Here is a 17,729-nt window from a genome sequence, read left to right on the forward strand (position 1 = left end):
GGTTATTTCTGGGCAAAGGCATGAGTCTATTTCGGAAATTTGGGCATCAAACCTACCTGATCCAATACCACTACCCCAGCTTCCGATTGATCAAATATGAATTGGATTTGGCGGAGTTTTTCGACTTGGAAATTGGGGTTTTGGCTCGTCAATTTTCCTAAATCAAACTGGTAAAACTGAAAGATGCTCTCAGTTTCGTCCTTCTTATCCAGAAATTGAATCTTCATTACTCTGGTCTTAATCAGTCTCTGCAATGGCGAATACTCACTCAATAAAAATGAAATCCGCTCCCCTTGGTCATCTCTCAATTCCAGCGTAAAATCCAAAGGAATTAAGGCTTTATCATCCTTCTTTTCATCATCTTTTGATTTTTCTTTATCACTATCGTTCTTCTCAGGATTTTCTGGCTTATTGTCGTTCTTGTTTTTTATCCATTTCCCACTGCTTTTCGGATTAGAACTTTCATCAGACTCCGCTAGGGAAAATATCAAAACCGAGCTCGAGTCTGGACGAAATGAATCTGGCCCTAAGGTCAGGGTATAGCTGGCACGGACAGAGTCCGGAAGATTGGGTTTGGTAGTTGCTTCCCAATCCAAGCTGTCCTTTCCAAATTCTTCATAATTCCATCCCAAGAATACCGCTCTAGTCCCTTTCAAACCATACTTGGGAAGGACTTCACCTTCTCTCCAAAGGCTCAGGTTTAAGCCTTGAGCCTTTCCTCCATCACTTAGGGTGAGGACATCAAAATCCTCGTCATATCCAGCCCAAAACTTACTTTTTGAATCCTCGAACTGGCTCAAATAAATGGTTTCAGGGAGCCAATTACGTCCTTTCCTTGCATCGGCAAAGAGTGGAAGATAGCTTAGGTTGCGATGAAGCGTTGTTTCCAAAAATGCACTGATATAGACTTTGGCGATAGTTTCCTGGTCCTTTGGATCCATAAGTTGGCCCCGATTTAGAACTCCAGAGAAGGTCGCCAGCATATCATTGTCTCCCCAACCAGAATTAAACTGTCCATGGTTGGCATTTCCAATGTAAACCCCGGTTTTGAAGCGATAAATGGAATCGGAAAAGGAAATTCGTTCATATTGCTTTGCACCGTCAAAAGATTCCACATCCTGATCCTGAGCCCCATGGATGGACAAATAACTGACATTTTTAAACTTGGTCAGACTGCTACCTGGTTTGTATTGACCGTCCACTGGGGCAATGGCAATGATGGACTGAATGTCAAAATGGTATCCCAGAGGGATAGTCGCATCATCCGGGTAGAAATCCAATTGATTGAGCATGGCTGCATGGCCTACTGCTTCACCACCACGGGAGTGGCCGATCAAAGCCAATTTATCCATGGCCACTTGTCCAAAAAGATCATGGGTTGGATCTTGATTCCAGTCCTTCCACTGCCTAAGATGCTCCAAAAGTATCCAACCTCTCGCGTCATTTTCTTTTTCCAAACCTTTTGGAAAATCTGACCAAGAGCCATTGAGGAAATTTTCATCCACTGAGACCAAGATAAAACCCCGGGAAGCCAGAAGATTTCCCAAGTATTCATACCCGGGGTCGGAATAATCCTGCATCGGATGATTTCCATGAACAATCAGGACTAAGGGAAATGGTCCTTTGCCTTTAGGTTTCCAAACCCGGCCATTGATAGGCAATGCTTTGAAGTCAAATCCCCAGGCACGAGTACGGTATTTTCCTGAAATTCCCTCCCATTGATCCAAAAAGGCAGTTCCGTCCACGGAGGCTGTCTTGAATTTAACACCCGCTGCATATTCTTCTCTTTGCTTGTCCTCGCCTGATCCATAAGTGAAAAATTCCACCTCAAAAGGGCCAGGGTTGGCAGGAGATTCTAAATCAATCGGAGTGATTTTGTCCTCAGCTAGTTTTGCTGCATTGATCAAGGGCCTCATGTCCAATCCCCTAATTCCAAGGAAATACACAAACGTTCCTATGCCCGCTAAGCCAAGGAGTAAACCCAAAACGGCAATTGATTTTTTGGGGAGCGTGAGATTTTTAAAATGTGAAGCCCTAACTACAGCAAACCCAGCACCAAGCAGTGAAAAAACGATCATTAAAAAAACCATAATCCGTGGATCTCCCAACCGAACTAGGAGGAGAACAGGAATGGAGAAAAGCAGGGCAATTTTAAAAGCCTTTGGAATCTGGTAAAACTTAGCAATAAGCCAATTTCCCAAATAGGTAAAAAGCAAAGAGGCCAAAATAACCAATATCCCTAAGGCCATGATCCAGGGATCCTTGAAATTCATGGCCATGCCTAGTACTTCAATGACAAAAAATAAAATCGAACCGATCAGAAGCCCATAAGCGGCCCCTTTAATGGAATGGTTTCCAGGTTTGAGTTTGTTGCCAAGTCTGGTAAGCCATTCTTTCAGTTTGAGAAAGGATTGTTTTAAGGACATAAAAGGGACTTTAATCTTAGAAATTAAAGATTTTTTATGGAAGTATCCCTTTTTCCCGGAATCACGGGATGTAATCTCCTAAACTCTATTTTAGGCAGACAACAAGCTTTCATGCGCTTTCCATCTTCTTTCCGGAAAGTGAAATCATTTTCCAATTGAAAAATCGAAGCGGAAGTATGGTGAATAATGAAAAATAGAACTCCTTAAATTTTCAATTTTTCCTTTTCTTCAAAGCTTAGTTTTTGAAATTTAAGCGAACCTATCACCGACACAATCATCAAGATCCCAATGGTCCAAAAGACCCAATCAGGAACGGGTACAGGATCACCTTTGGCATAAGAGTGAAGCCCAGATAGGTAGTAATTCACCCCAAAAGAGGTCATAAGAATAGAGGAAAAAGCCCACAAGCTGGCTAAATGAAATACGATAGCAGATCGAGTTGCAGGGATTAACCTTAGATGAAGTACAATGGCATATACCACAACAGAAATCAGTGCCCAGGTTTCTTTCGGGTCCCATGCCCAATATCTTCCCCAGCTTTCGTTGGCCCAGACACCCCCTAGGAAAGTTCCGATGGTTAATAAAAACAGTCCAATAGTCAATGAAAGCTCGTTGACAGCTATCAGTTCTTTTTGGGCATTCCACCAGGAGGTTTGAGGGTTTTTTGGTTTGAAAATCAGGAAGAATAAACACAAAAGTCCCATAATGGAAGAAAGGGCTAATGGTGCATATCCACTGACGATGATGGCAACGTGGATTTTTAGCCAATACGAATTCAATACAGGCATTAAGTTGGTGATTTCAGGATTGAGCCAATCCAGAAAACTGACAAACAACAAAGTGCCTGAAAATATTAAGGCGAGGGGTATTGTGAATCTGGATTTGGAAGAAAAAACCAATCCAAAGAATAAGATTCCCCATGCTACAAATACCAGCATTTCAAATCCATCGCTCCAAGGTGGATGCTTGGCAATAAACCAGCGCAAGGCTAAATGAAAGGTGAAGGTAAACCATCCAATCCAAGCCAAGAGGGTACCGAATTTGAAGGTATTTTCAAGGATTTTACTTTCCTTAAAAAGCCTGATGATTCCGATAATCAGCATCAGAACTCCCAAAATCCAAAACGCTCCAAACAGGCGGTTACCTAGATTTATTTGGGTATATAGCAATTCTGCATCGATCAATGTTTGATTCGGGTAAACCTCTTCACCGGCTTTTCTTTGGTATAGGTCAATGTAGCTGAGAGTTTCCTCGGCCTGTGTCCAATCCCCGGATTCCAATCCCTCCAAAAGAGCTTGCAAATACATAGGGCCTATATTTTTGACAAAAATCCCATCCTCCTCCTCAAAACCTTCATTGAATTGTTGGCCAGTATACCAGGTATGGTTATCATCAAGTCGGTTAGGGTAGATTTTCAAAAAGTCTCCGATCAATACTCCATAAAAAATATTAAACCGCTCGTCAAGCTTGAGGAGCTCATTGTGGCCTTCTGTCCTTTGGGATGGCTTCAGCTGGTTGGCCTCTTCAACCTGGGTCGTCAATAAATAAGCTCCGTCTTCACTCACTAATTCTGAGAAACTCAGGTAAGAACTGGGTACCTTTCCCAGGATTTCAAAAAGCTCAAATGATTTTTTTGGGTCTATTTTAAGGATCGGGATCTTGGTCCAGGACTCAGGAGCCAGTTGAGCAGCTAATAAAAACTGCTCAGGACTTAATTCGATTTCATCTTCACCTGAGTTTATTTTCAAGGTGGATTTCCCATGAATTTTCCTAAGAATTTCATTTGCCAGTGTATTGAGCGGCTTCATTCTGCCGTCCAGATCCTGCACGATCAGCCTTCCGTAGGCAGAAGCCTGCTCTTGAGGTATCTGGTGGATTTTTTGAGTTTCCTGAGCAAAAGAAGGGACTTGAATACCCAGTAAAAAGAGCAAGAGCAGAGCCGGATTGTGTAGTTTGCCAAGCTTAGAGAGCAGGCTCTGAAATCGACTTCCCTTGGCAAATAGAGTCCAAACCATTCCCAGGGATAAAAGGAAATAACCCAGATAAGTCAAATAGGTGCCTGGTCTATCCTGATTGATAGAAAGGACAGTGCCCCGTTCGTCCGAGTCATAAGAAGATTGGTAAAATCGGAATCCTCGATAGTCCAGAACGTTGTTCATGAATATTCTAAAAGGCCACGGGTCCTCATCTCCGTCCATGATCATCACTTCACTGGCGTAGCTGGAGGGGCTTGTAGAGCCTGGATATCGCTCCAATTGAAAGTCATTCAGGTAAAGAGAAAAAGGTAAAGTCTGTGCTTTTGGACCGTAGGTAAATTGGTAAGTTTTGCCCTGAGATTCAAATTCGATCCATTCAGGATTGCGATTGACTTTTAAAAAATATCCCGTTTGAATCAATCTCTTTGACTTGTCCAAAACCGAAAGTTTCACTCCGTCCAATAGATTTTTTGCGAGTTTTTCATCAGGCTCCGAGCTAAGTATTCTCTGTGCATTTTCATGAATGGACCGAACGACTAATGCCCCGTCTTCCCACTGATATAAGGTGCGGAGTTTAAGAGGAGCAATTTGTGCAGAATCCTGAAATCCCATGTTCTGAGTGGCCATTTCCATTAACTGCATTGAAAAGGAAGACTTGATATTCCAGCTGGAGTCAGTTTTGAAAAGTTGGAGTTGAACATCAGGATGTTGATTGGTACTTATACTTATTGCTCCAAGCTGTAGCGTTTGGTCGTTTCGGAGGGTAAAGTCCTTTCTGTTTCCATTTTCCAATAGAGATAATTCCAGAAATGTTTCTTTTCCTGGCCCATAGCCCAGATTGGCTCCTTTGATATATTCCTCAGCTTTAAGAATGAATGTTTCTCCATCCAGCTCAATCGGAATTTCCGTGACATTAAAAACTTTAGGAATAAATTCCTGAGGAATCTGGGCAAGATTGCCAGATGCATCTCTCAGTTGAAGGTAGTTTTCTGCCGAGAAAAAGGTGTTTTGAGATTGTCCTTCACGGATATGAATGACTCCTTCCCGGCTAAAAAATCTGGTCACGCCAGCTCCTATAAGGATAAGTACAAAGGCTAAATGAAATAAACCTACGGGGAACTTTTCCCTAGAGAGCAGTCGGTATTTTTGGATGTGTGCCAAAAAATTAACAGCAAGCCAAGCCATGCAAAGCTCAAACCACCAGGCCTCGTAGACTAGATTTCTGGACACTAATGTGCCGTAATCATTCTCGATAAAGGTGGCTACCCCCATGGAAATGGCCAAGATCAATAAGAGAATTAAACTGATTTTGGTTGAAAAAAGAAACTTCATTCAGTGCTGGTTATTATTGAAGAACTCCAATAAATTTTGCTTTGGAGGTGGGTCTAAGTACAATCATCAAATAAGCCCAATTCTGCTTACTCTGCAAATTCCCGGCTTGGAGGGAACGCATGGTGTCTGATAAAAAATACTGGCTGTATCCACCTTGTATAGAGACGGCATCCTGAAGTATCCAACCGAAGGTAAAGTCCAATTCTGCTCCAAGATTTTTGTTCTTTTCGGAAATTCCGGATTCGGTGGGCAGGATAGTTTCCGCATAAGCTGAGAAAGAATGCGCATCTGTCTGAATCCAAAACCTGGGACTAAATTCATATCGACTTCTGACAAACAAATCCTTGAGTCCAACAGAGTTTTCCCAAGTGTTGCTGACAAAAAACCAGTCTATATAGCCGTTAAACAAATGATTGGTTCCATATTGGAGGGAAAAGGACCTGTTTTTGTCTTCCCCCATTGGGTCTGTTCCGCTGATTATTTCCATTCCAAGGGTAGCCCTCCATTTTCGCCCATCTTCTTGTGAGAGCAAAAGTTGACTTATCTGCCCACTTGCGTTGAAGGCAGATACCTTTTTTCCGGTGATATCTTCTCCAAATTGAGAATAATAATAACCACTTAAAGTGGTGTTATTGATCTTGGTTCTTAAAGTTGGAATTCCAAAAGTCTGTCTAAACCGTACTCCCTGATCCGTAACTACTCCATTTGAGTTCTTTATAGACCATTGCCTTCCCTCATTCCAAAAAAGAAGGGAATAGTCAACTTTTCCTAGGACATTTTCATAGCGTATGAGCTGAGCCGACCTGTATTGATTGGGTATTGTGTACAAGTTTCCATTTAGCTTCTGTCCATCTTGGTTAAATCCTCCTCCAAAATGTAGCTTCATTTTTTCCTTTTCATACTTCACCAGTGCAAAGTCATGGGATCTTGCCTGCAAAGCCCAATCGAGATTTCCTAAAAATCGAAAATTATCATAGTTGAGCTCTTGTCGTCCAAGTTTAGCTTTCCAGTTTTCGCCAAGACTAATTTCTCCCCACGCCTCATGGAGGGAAAGAAAACTGTCGGAAATATTAGCTTGGGAGGTACTTCCCCAGGTTCTCACGTCCTGGACACTCATATAAAAATTAAACTGGTCTAGTTTATAACCTGCTTGTATTCTAGCTCTGTGGGCGATAAACCCAGCCGGATCCTGTCCTTCGGAGATTGGTTTATTGTACCCGTTACGGAATTCACTTCGAATGAGCATTTGGCCATCCACATTAAATTGGGCAAAGGAATTCAAGGGGATCAGCAGGCTCAATGCTGCCAATCCAAGATTCAGGATAAATGGTTTCATGGCTTTTGGGGTTATTTGCTGCTAATTGTTTTTACAGGTTTTTGGGATTGTCTTGCTTTACCCTCTTTCAGCCATTGTGGCACTACTTGATCTAAAAAGTCTTGTTTAGCAGCTTTTTCCTTAGGAATATCCAGTCCTATGTAGGATTGAAGAGCTGACTTGTTGGAAAAATCCGGCATGGGAACAGGCTGATTATATCCCAGGCTGGCTAATAATCTTGTTAATTTGATTCGTGTTTCTTGAATGATGTCTGTGGCAGAGGTCACAATACGGCTAGTTTCCAAAGGGGCATGGAAAGCAGCTCCATGGGAGGCCACGGAGTAATCCCATCTCCATTGGGCATGGCGTAAACCTTGCTGGATTGGGGCAAGTTGGGCTTCTGTGGCTCCTAACTCGATGGCTTTGGCTGTTTCTATATGAGCCATTGCGATTAGCTTTTGGAGCTTAGTTGTCCCTTCTTTGATTTTGCGTTGACGCTCATAGACATCGGTGACCAAATCATCTACTTTTTCCCGATGGCAGACAAAGCATGAATTTTCAACATTGGCCAAGGGAGAGCCAATGTGATGGTTGGTGAATTTTTGGCCACCCTCTGTTTGATAAGGCATATGGCAATCGGCACAGCTTACTCCACGCTTGGCATGGACACCCATTTCAAAAATTTCATAATCGGGATGCTGAGCTTTGAGCATGGGAGCCTTGCTCAAGGGATGAGTCCAATCTGAAAATTGAGCTTGGTCGTAGTACTTTTCCACATTCTCCACATCCATACCGTCCTTCCAGGGAAAAGTAAGGTATTGTGCATTTTCCAATCCTGGCTTTTTCTTGTCAAAGTAGTATTCTACATGGCATTGGGCACAGACCAATGATCGCATTTCTTGATGAGAAGCTTGCTTGATGTCTTTGCCCATAGCCTCAAAGGCTTCGATCAGGGCTGGTCTGGTAATGGTCAATTTCATGGTTTGCGGATTGTGGCAATCCGCACATCCAATTGGATTGATAACTTGGGAACCAAAATCTGACCACTTATGGCTATAAAATTCGGCGACACCCATTTCGCTCATCAGCCGAGGAACATCCGTGCTCTTACAAGTCCAGCACGTAGAAGGCATTGGACCCTCTCCGGGTGCCATGGGCGCGCCGGTTCGTAGGGTTTTGTTGATGTCTTCTACTGCCCAAAAATGTCCTTTAGGGGCATTGTAATCTTTACTAAACCCATATCCCGCCCAAAGAATCACCAACTCCGGGTCAGACTCAAGCATGTCCTTGTGGCCAGAAGTGCCATACATACTATGGAAAGAAGTGTCTTGTGTTTTTTGATAAGACTGGAATTGCCTCGGATAATTGAGCCCCCAGATGGAATCTCTCGGCTCAATCCCATCCAACTGTACCTTTGGCTGGTAGGCGTATTTTGCCTCGGTTTTTCTTTCAAATATGTTGACAGCGAGTAGGCCCAATAAAAAAGCTGCGCCAGCAGTAATGAGAAATAGGATCCAGTTTTTCATATTAGTTGGGTTTGGATTTCTGCTTGTCCATGGATTCTTTAAGCCAAGTAGGAATCACGGAAAGATCAGAAGAACTATATTCTTTAATCGGCTCTATTTGAGCCCCCACGGAGGAAAGGCTTCTAACTCTTCCATGAGGTACATCTCTATGGCATTCCCAGCAGGTTCGGTCTAGGCGATTGCTGGCATGGTCTGCTACGAATGTTTCCATTTTTGCATCGGTGACTTGATCTTGATGACATCGGATACAATTTGCCTGAATTACTTCAATTGAAGGTTGCCTGGCTTGGATTACCTCTGGTTCACCCCTCATCGTAAATACTGAGGCATGGTAAAGCCCGTCTTTTGCTTTAAAGAAATATTTATTGGCAATATTATTATGAGGGACATGACAATCGTTACAATTAGCTACTTCGCGGTGAGAGCTATGAGTCCATGTCACGTATTGAGGTTGCATGATATGACAATTGACACAGGCTTGTGGATCATCAGAGAGGTAGGAGGAGGCATTCGAAAAATCCAACAAAAAGAACCCCAACCCAACTATCAAGGCTACCACAAATGTGGCTATCGGCCTCCATTTTCTAGGTGGAACCAAGCTTTTTTCAAACAGGAATCGCTTAAATCGCTGAGGTAATGCCACTGGGTAAGATTTATATCTAAAAGTAGCCCAAGCATTTTTGAGATATTATGACAAAAGTCAGTTAAGAGGAATTTTTAGGATCAATTCTCCTTAGTCCTTAAAAATCAGTCAGATAAAATGAATCAGTACTCCACCCAAGTGGCCTTATCCATTAAAAATCAATTTAAAATGAGTTCCTTCTCCCAAGGTCGAACGAACCTGAATGTTACCTTTATGCCGACGCATAATTTGCTTGGAAAGGGAGAGTCCGATTCCTGAACCTTTCTTCTTGGTCGTGAAGAAAGGGATGAAAATCTTGCTCAAGGCTTCCTCCTCAATACCTTTCCCGGTATCGCAGACTTCCAAAATGATTTTCCCAGCTTCGTCTATATAGGCCTTAAGGGTGATAATTTTTTCATCGGCATCCTCAAGTGCCTGGATGGCATTTTGGAGAAGATTGATCAACACCTGCTCGATCTGATTTTGGTCTCCGAAAAGAATCAGTTCCTTGGGATTCAGTTCTTTATTTAGGGTGATCTGATGGGTTTCCAGTTGGTTTTGGAGTAAAATTTCCAATTGGTCAAATAGTTTCGCTATTCCGATACTGGTGAATTTTGGAGCAGGGATATGAGCCAAGCTTCTGAAATCTGAAACAAACCCGATCAGACCTTGGCTTCGTTTTTCAATTGTGCTGATTCCCATCATACAATCTTCCATATCAGCCGGCAATAAGGGCTCGTTGTGCTCGAGTTTGTATTCTAATTCTCCCTTGAGAGTTCCAGCCAGGGAAGAAATCGGGGCAATGGAATTCATGATCTCATGGGTCAAAATCTTGACCAGATTTTGCCAGGCTTCCATTTCCTTTTCTTCCAGTTCAGATTGGATGTTTTGGAGGGAGACCAGCTTGAATTTCTCGCCACGCATCAGCAATTCGATGACATAGACCGAAAGCTGCATGATTCCGTCAGGATGTGCGATTTTGATCAGTTCGGATCCTCCTGTTCGAAGATTTTGGATGGCCAGATGAAGTTCTTTATTGATGCTTTCGATCTCTGAAACATTTTTCAGCTCATCCACATTCAGGATCCGCTTGGCCGCCACATTCAGAATTTGGATTTCGCCATTTTCTCCGAAAGTGATCAACCCAATGCTGAGGTGCTTGAATACCGAACGAAAATAATGGTAGTTGGCTTCCTTCTCGGCCTGATCTTCTTTGAGCTTCGCCAAGATCGCATTGAACTCAATGTGGAGGTCATCAGTCTCAGTGCCGTCAAACTTGACCGGGTAGAGTTGGGAGTATTTATCCTGCTTGATGTTGTCCAGAAAGATCCGGACTTTTTTGAATGAGCTCTCAGAATACCTCAACAGGAATACGATCTGGACGACTACCAAAATGAGAAAAAGGGAAGTCATGAAAACTCCCCAAGTATCCAAAATGGAGTAAGCCATTAAAAACAGCGAGGCTGAGACTAAGGCAATCCTGCCCAATAAGCCAACTCTATAATCCATACTTTTCCAATCTTCTGTAGAGGGAAGCTCTGGTCAATCCCAGTTCTTTGGCAGCTTTGGAGATATTTCCTCCGTTTTTATCAATGGCTCGCTGGATGGTGCTTCGTTCCATATCATCCAAATTGAGGGTTGCGGAGGCCTGTACTTTTTCGGAGGCGGGTTTTGCAGATAAGAAAAAGAAGTCTCTGGAATCCAACTGATCACCTTCGGCCATAATGATTGCTCGTTCGATGGCATGCTGGAGTTCCCGGATATTTCCAGGCCAAGGGTAGCGTTGAAGAAGCTCCATGGCGGATGGGGTGAATCCGCTGAAATTTTTCCTGTATTTCTGAGAATACTGCTTTAGAAAGTGATTGGCAAGCTGAGGAATGTCATCCTGTCTTTCCCGCAGGGGAGGCAAGAAGATTTCCACAGTATTGATTCGATACAACAAATCCTGTCGAAAAGTATGGTCATGGACCATCTCGTGCACATGCATATTGGTCGCACAGATCAGGCGAATATCCACTGGGATGGCTTTATTGGTTCCGATGCGGGTCACTTCTCGTTTTTGCAAGACAGTAAGAAGCTTGGATTGCAAAGGCATGGATAGGTTTCCGATTTCATCCAGAAAAAGGGTTCCCTTGTCTGCCACTTCAAATCGACCAGCTCTGTCATCCTTTGCATCGGTAAATGCTCCCCTCTTGTGTCCGAAAAGCTCCGATTCGAAGAGTGTTTCTGTAATAGCACCCATGTCCACACCGACGAAAATCTCGTCTTTGCGGAGAGATCTTTCGTGAATTGCTCTTGCGATCAATTCCTTACCAGTTCCGTTTTCTCCTAGGATCAGGACATTGGCATCGGTTTGAGCCACTTTGTCAATGATGGAGAAAATATTCTTCATGGAGGCAGAATTCCCGATGATATCCGCATATGGTTTTTTCAGGTCTGTTTGTAGAGCCTTTTGCTTCTTTTGAAGCTTATCTACCTCATTGTAGCTTTCTTTTAATTTGATGGCAGAGTGAAGCGTTGCCAGAAGTTTTTCATTCTGCCAAGGCTTGAGAATAAAATCGGTAGCTCCCTCTTTAAGGGCTTGGACGGCCATTTCCACATCTCCAAAAGCCGTAATCAAAATTACCACAGCCATGGGGTCGATCTCTTTGATTTGGCTAAGCCAATAAAACCCTTCCTTTCCGGAGGTGGTATCCTCCCGGAAATTCATATCCAGAAGAATCACATCAAAGCTGTTGTTGTTGATCAAAAAAGGAATTCGACGGGGATCCTTTTCTATCACCACTTCCTTGGCATGCTTTTTCAAAAGCATTTTGGCGGCAAAGAGCAGGTCTTCATTGTCGTCAATAATAAGGATCTTTCCGAGCGTCTGATTTTCCATGGTTCATTGTTTTGTCTAGTATAGGGGAAAATGGTGCCAAGTGGATTTAAAGCCAATATGCATAGATTTTCGGTAAAAAGTGTACGGTATAGTACGATTTTATACTGTTTTCGGACACTTTTGTCCGGTTGGGTGTCCGGTTTTTTAGGCTTACCTTTGTAATTCACTAAAAGTAAAACTTATGCTAGCAAAGAAAGGAGACGCTGTCAAGGTTCACTATACCGGAAGACTGGACGACGGAAGTGTGTTTGATAGTTCCCAAAACAGATCCCCCTTAGGATTTACCTTGGGTGATGGAAACATGATTAAAGGATTTGACGCAGCGGTCTATGGAATGGCCATCGGAGATAAAAAAACTGTCACTATCCCAGCAGCTGAGGCTTATGGCGAAAGAAGACAGGATATGATGATCGACGTTCCCTTGAGCCAAGTGCCTCAAGATATCAAGCCTGAAATCGGTTTGCAGCTAGTTCTTCAAGGTGGTGGTGGTCAGCCAATGCCTGTGACTGTGGTGGATGTGACAGAGGAAAAAATTACTTTGGATGCCAATCATGAACTGGCTGGAAAAGACTTGATTTTCGATATCGAATTGATGGAGATCAATTGATTCTAAAAGATCCTAGAAAAAACCGATGGAAGAACTCCATCGGTTTTTTTTGATTTTAGGGATTTAGACCTCTAGGAATGGGATAGACTTCGATTTGGTCCTTCCTGACTAAGGTAAGTATCTGCTGCCCAATTTGGAGGTAGAGATAATCTGATGAGGGTAAGTCACCAATTTCAAAAATTTCTTGATGGGTCAAAGAGTATCTTTTAAGCTTTTTTCCTTCCACCCAATACAGGTTTTCCTTGTAAAAGCACAGGCGTTGATTGAGTTGTAAATCGACTTTTTGAAGAAAATTACCTTGATTATCGAAAATGTAAATGCCGGAATTTGGGACATTCATGAATAACCGATTTTTGAATTCGCGGATTTCCATAACTGTGAGGTCCGGGGAATCCAAAATCAGATTCAAGGGCTGTGTTTGAATGATTTGATTCTGGAGGTAATTCAGACTTTTTAAGGAAAGGTCAGATTCGTCCCAGATCCAGAGAACATTGTTGTTGCCTAGAGTAGCAGCTTTGGCTAGGGTAATTCCGGTATCAAATAATCCTTTTTCCACCAAAGGATTGAGGAATCGATCCAAAATTCTGTATTCCTGTAGGTCAGTGGAAAAGCCGAAAATATTCACAGTCCAAGAAGCTTCCAACTGGCTGAGTTGGCCTTGACGGGAAGGAGAAAAAAAATTAAGCTGCTTTCCTCTGGAGTCTATAAGGTAAATATCTCCGGAGGTGTTACTGGCGAAAATTTGATCCTTGGTGTCTAAAGAAACCAAGTCAAGGTTGGGAATAGGGTGGCTAAAGATTGGTGTTCCCAAAAAGGCCGAACTGGTCTTCTGTGCTTGGGCTGCGAAAAAACCCAAAAAGAAAATCATTATCAGCCCGACCCTCATGAGGTATAGGTTTCAAGTTTTGGACCTTCCCTATCTAAGACTAGATAAGTGTATTGGCTTACCCATTCCCCAAGATTGAAATAGGTTGAATTTTCAGAGACTTTCAATTGAAGAGGCAAATGGCGATGACCGAAAATGTAAAAGTCATGATGAATTTTGGTCTCCATTTCTTTGCAATATTGCCAGAGCCACTCGTCTTCTCCCAAGAAGCGATTTTCATTTTTCTCCGTGTTTGAAATACGGCTTTTTCCAGACCAGGCCTTGGCTAGTCTGATCCCCAAATCAGGGTGAAACCATCGAAATAGCCACTGGGCTAAAGGGTTCACGAATACCTTCTTGATCATTTTGTAAGTATGATCTCCGGGGCCCAAGCCATCGCCGTGTCCGACCAGAATCTTTTTACCTTTCACGGAGATCTCTATGGGATGGTGATAGACCGGTATTCCCAATTCCTGGGTGAAATAGTCTTTCATCCAGAGGTCATGGTTTCCGGTAAAAAAAAGGATGGGGATGCCTCTTTCCCGCAGCTGCTGAATCTTAGAAATAAAGGGAATAAACCCTTTCGGGATTACCTCCTTGTATTCAAACCAAAAGTCGAAAATATCTCCTACCAGAAATATTGCTGCAGCCTCGTCTGCAATCTTATCGAGCCAGGATATAATTTTCTTTTCCCGGATTTTGCTCTCTACGGCATTGGGTGCACCGAGGTGAAAATCTGAAGCGAAGAAGATCTTTTTATCCTGAAGCGGGAAGTCCAAAGGAGGAGATTGCATGAATTAAAGATAGTAGGGGGATGCAAAATTAAAAAAGCCCCGAAATATTCGGGGCTTGGAATTAGGAGATTTGGTTGTCAGGGTTAGGTGACGGAATGGGATCTGAGGTCAGGGGATCCGAACTCTCAGGTTTTGCTTCCTCTTCCCCTGCAACCAGCTCAGGACCTTTCACCTTGTCTTTTTTATTGGTGTAGGCTTGATAGGTCGTTTCTTTTGCAAATGGTCTTTTGCCAATCAATTTCTCTAGGTCAGACTGGAATAGGATTTCTTTTTCCAGAAGTTCCTTGGCCAGAATTTCCAAATGCTCCCGATGCTCCCGGAGTAAATCCAAGGTTCTCTGATAGGCAAACTGAATCAGTTTGCTTACCTCCTGATCAATCATTTCTGCAGTGGCCTCAGAATAGGGCTTGGTCATTTTGTAACCATCGCTCTTGCTGTCGTAGAAGGAAATGTTACCCAATTTCTCATTCATGCCATAAACAGACACGATGGAATAAGCCAATTTTGTGATTCTTTCCAAGTCACTTAGTGCTCCGGTAGAAATTTTACCAAAAACGATTTCTTCGGCTGCTCTACCTCCCAAGGTCATGCACATTTCATCGATCAACTGCTCGGTTTGGTAAAGAAACTGCTCCTTTGGCAGATACTGTGCATAGCCCAATGCTGCAACACCCCGTGGCACAATGGATACTTTCACCAATGGGTCAGCATGCTCCAAAAACCAGCCTGCCACAGCGTGACCAGCCTCGTGATAGGCTACAATTTTCTTTTCCTCAGGGGAAATAATTTTATTTTTCTTCTCCAATCCACCGATCACTCGATCCACAGCATCCTGGAAATCCTGCATGTCAACTGCAGTTTTATTTCTCCTGGCGGCAATCAGAGCGGCCTCGTTACATACGTTGGCGATCTCTGCACCGGCAAATCCTGGAGTTTGGGCGGCAAGTTTTTTCGCGTCCACATCCTCGGAGATTTTGATAGGCTTCAAGTGTACTTTGAATATAGCCTCTCTACCGACGATGTCTGGTTTGTCAATGGAAATCTGTCTGTCAAATCGTCCAGGTCTTAACAAGGCGCTATCCAAAACATCAGGTCTGTTGGTAGCGGCCAATACAATCACGCCGGAATCAGTACCAAACCCATCCATTTCCACAAGGAGTGAATTCAAAGTATTCTCTCTTTCATCGTTGGAGCCTGGCATTTGGCCTTTTCCTCTGGATCGACCTATCGCGTCGATCTCATCAATAAAGATGATACAAGGTGCTTTTTCCTTAGCTTGCTTAAAGAGGTCTCTTACACGAGCCGCACCCACACCTACAAACATTTCCACGAAATCCGATCCGGAAAGCGTGAAGAATGGTACTCCAGCTTCTCCTGCTACGGCTTTGGCCAGCAAAGTTTTACCAGTGCCTGGAGGGCCTACAAGCAATGCGCCTTTTGGGATTTTACCTCCGAGCTTGGTGAATTTTGATGGGTTTTTGAGGAATTCGACAATTTCCTGAATTTCTTCTTTGGCTTCATCCAAACCGGCAACATTGTCGAAGGTGATTTTTACTTTATTCTCTGCATCAAAGAGCTGAGCTCTGGATTTGCCTACATTGAAAATCTGACCTCCTGGGCCAGAAGGACCAGCCATTCGTCTCATCATGAACCAGAAGAACACGAAGAGTAAAATCAGGAAACCAAAGCTGCTGAACCAGTTGGTCCAGTTTTCTTCCACTTTAACCTGGAAGGAAATCCTTTGATCTTCTGGCATTTTTTCTTCCATAGCTTGGAAATCCGCCTGAAACTTATCTGAAGTGGTTACTTGGAGAGAGTAATGCGGACCGGAAGGATTGAAAAACGCTGAATTGGATTCCAACTCGGTTTTGTATTTGCTGTTTTGAAGGGCAGAAGGCTTCAAGGTTACATCCACCCGATTCATGTTTCGGATGATTTCCACCTTGGCCACGTCACCTGCTAAGTACATGTCCTCAAAGCGCTTTTGAGTGATGTCCACGACAGACCCTCGCTGCTGAATCCATGTTAATCCCAATAAAACCAAAACTGCCGTAACAATCAGCCAAAGCTGAAAATTGGGTTTCTGAGGGGCTTTGGGGACAAAATTTTTATTTTTATTCCTGTTGTTTTTATCGCTCATCGCTAATCTAGTAATGCTATAAATCTATGCTAAAACGGACTTAAAGGCTGAAAGTTCAACCTAAAATCATTTGATTCGGGTAGTTTTCGCATCTCCCCAAAGTTCTTCCAGACCGTAAAATTCACGCTGGTCTTTGAGGAAAATGTGGGCGACCACATTGACGTAGTCCATCAGGATCCACTGTCCGTTTGATTTGCCTTCCACTCTCCATGCAGGAGAATCGCCGGCTTTATGTACTTCTTCTTCGATTGATTTGGAAATGGCTTCCACCTGGGTGTCCGAATTACCAGAGCAAATCACAAAAAAATCAGTAACTGTATTTTTTATTTTTCTCAAGTCCATCACCAAGATATCAGAAGCTTTTTTTTCTTCCATACCTTTGACAATAACTTTGCTCAGCGCTTCTGCTGTCATATGATTGGGTTAATTTTTGCTTACGACTTTTGCTGTTTATAAGCTGAACCGAAAATTAATGTATAAAATTCTTGCCAACACGATTTTTTTGGGGAAAGATGTCCTTTTCCTGCCAGAGTGTCACTCTACCAATGACAAAGCCTTAGAACTTGTCCGATCCGGTAAGGCCAGCGAGGGAAGTATCGTCATTACAGATCATCAATATAGAGGCAAAGGGCAAAGGGGAAACGTTTGGTTGACCCAAGCAGGCCAAAATTTGACTTTTTCCTTAATTCTTCAACCCAGATTCTTGGATATATCCGAGCAGTTTTACCTCAATATGATGGTTTCAAACTCGATCGTCAAGGTCTTTCAAGATTACATTCCTGATTTGAAAGTCAAATGGCCTAATGATCTGGTAGTAGAAAATAAGGGGAAAATAGGAGGGATTTTGATTGAAAATACCGTGGGAGGTAAGGGATGGGAATTTGCAGTGGTAGGAATTGGATTGAATATCAATCAGCTTGAGTTTTCTCACCCCAGCGCGGTGTCTTTGGCTCAAATAGCTCAAAACAAATTTGACCTACAGGAGCTTTTTAGGTTGATGGTCGTGGCTTTGGAACAAGCCTATATCCAGTTGAAAAAAGGCAAGCTTGCAGAAATAAGAGCCGAATACTTAAGGAATTTATATTTGAGAGAGGAATGGGCCGAATTTGCCAAAGGGGATAAAATCTTTGAAGGAAAAATAGTCGGAATCTCGAAGGACGGTAAACTCCAAATCGAACATAAATCCGGTGAGCAGGAAGAATTTGGCTTGAAAGAAGTTGTATTCCCGAGCTTTTAGTCCGGTTT

13 protein-coding genes are annotated in these 17,729 nt (G+C 43.0%); 2 read left to right on the forward strand and 11 right to left on the reverse strand.

All coding sequences use genetic code 11. The annotated features are described in order from the left end of the window. Window positions 1–26: 26 nt before the first annotated feature. From G458_RS0107335 to G458_RS0107365, 7 genes are all read right to left on the reverse strand, one after another. On the reverse strand, window positions 27–2,426 hold the full coding sequence (locus G458_RS0107335; RefSeq protein ID WP_026951323.1) for a poly(ethylene terephthalate) hydrolase family protein: 2,400 nt from the start codon (window positions 2,424–2,426) through the stop codon (window positions 27–29). 203 nt (window positions 2,427–2,629) lie between these two features. After that, window positions 2,630–5,734, reverse strand: a complete 3,105-nt coding sequence (gene ccsA / locus G458_RS0107340) for a cytochrome c biogenesis protein CcsA (protein WP_026951324.1) — start codon at window positions 5,732–5,734, stop codon at window positions 2,630–2,632. 13 nt (window positions 5,735–5,747) lie between these two features. Continuing rightward, complete coding sequence (locus tag G458_RS0107345) at window positions 5,748–7,070, reverse strand: alginate export family protein (RefSeq protein ID WP_026951325.1); 1,323 nt, start codon at window positions 7,068–7,070, stop codon at window positions 5,748–5,750. A gap of 11 nt (window positions 7,071–7,081) precedes the next feature. Next, window positions 7,082–8,575, reverse strand: a complete 1,494-nt coding sequence (gene nrfA, locus G458_RS0107350) for an ammonia-forming cytochrome c nitrite reductase (protein WP_026951326.1) — start codon at window positions 8,573–8,575, stop codon at window positions 7,082–7,084. Between the two features lies 1 nt (window position 8,576). Next, complete coding sequence (nrfH, locus tag G458_RS0107355) at window positions 8,577–9,218, reverse strand: cytochrome c nitrite reductase small subunit (protein WP_026951327.1); 642 nt, start codon at window positions 9,216–9,218, stop codon at window positions 8,577–8,579. A 144-nt stretch (window positions 9,219–9,362) separates the two neighbouring features. After that, the gene (locus tag G458_RS0107360) at window positions 9,363–10,706 is read right to left on the reverse strand and encodes a sensor histidine kinase (RefSeq protein ID WP_026951328.1); all 1,344 of its coding nucleotides are present in this window, start codon (window positions 10,704–10,706) and stop codon (window positions 9,363–9,365) included. Further along, window positions 10,696–12,078 carry a sigma-54-dependent transcriptional regulator gene (locus G458_RS0107365; RefSeq protein ID WP_026951329.1) on the reverse strand — a complete coding sequence of 461 codons (1,383 nt, stop codon included), beginning with the start codon at window positions 12,076–12,078 and terminating at the stop codon, window positions 10,696–10,698. The genes G458_RS0107360 and G458_RS0107365 overlap by 11 nt, the downstream gene beginning before the upstream one ends. 181 nt (window positions 12,079–12,259) lie before the next feature. Between G458_RS0107365 and G458_RS0107370 the strand changes: the two genes are divergently transcribed. Continuing rightward, window positions 12,260–12,685, forward strand: coding sequence for an FKBP-type peptidyl-prolyl cis-trans isomerase (locus G458_RS0107370; protein ID WP_026951330.1), 426 nt, complete (start codon window positions 12,260–12,262; stop codon window positions 12,683–12,685). A gap of 55 nt (window positions 12,686–12,740) precedes the next feature. On the opposite strand, the gene G458_RS20380 is transcribed toward G458_RS0107370, so the two are convergent. The 4 genes from G458_RS20380 to rsfS form a co-directional block, all read right to left on the reverse strand. Beyond that, window positions 12,741–13,571, reverse strand: coding sequence for a hypothetical protein (locus tag G458_RS20380; RefSeq protein ID WP_051287108.1), 831 nt, complete (start codon window positions 13,569–13,571; stop codon window positions 12,741–12,743). Further along, window positions 13,568–14,344, reverse strand: coding sequence for a UDP-2,3-diacylglucosamine diphosphatase (locus G458_RS0107380; RefSeq protein WP_026951331.1), 777 nt, complete (start codon window positions 14,342–14,344; stop codon window positions 13,568–13,570). Before G458_RS0107380 ends, G458_RS20380 begins: the two co-directional genes overlap by 4 nt. A 61-nt stretch (window positions 14,345–14,405) precedes the next feature. Continuing rightward, window positions 14,406–16,484, reverse strand: a complete 2,079-nt coding sequence (ftsH, locus tag G458_RS0107385; RefSeq protein ID WP_026951332.1) for an ATP-dependent zinc metalloprotease FtsH — start codon at window positions 16,482–16,484, stop codon at window positions 14,406–14,408. A gap of 66 nt (window positions 16,485–16,550) precedes the next feature. Next, the gene (gene rsfS, locus G458_RS0107390) at window positions 16,551–16,898 is read right to left on the reverse strand and encodes a ribosome silencing factor (RefSeq protein ID WP_026951333.1); all 348 of its coding nucleotides are present in this window, start codon (window positions 16,896–16,898) and stop codon (window positions 16,551–16,553) included. A 58-nt stretch (window positions 16,899–16,956) separates the two neighbouring features. Here rsfS and G458_RS0107395 point away from each other — a divergent pair, with 58 nt between their 5' ends. After that, on the forward strand, window positions 16,957–17,721 hold the full coding sequence (locus tag G458_RS0107395) for a biotin--[acetyl-CoA-carboxylase] ligase (protein WP_026951334.1): 765 nt from the start codon (window positions 16,957–16,959) through the stop codon (window positions 17,719–17,721). The last annotated feature ends 8 nt before the right edge of the window (window positions 17,722–17,729 follow it).

The organism is Algoriphagus mannitolivorans DSM 15301, from assembly GCF_000429425.1.
Classification (GTDB): domain Bacteria; phylum Bacteroidota; class Bacteroidia; order Cytophagales; family Cyclobacteriaceae; genus Algoriphagus; species Algoriphagus mannitolivorans.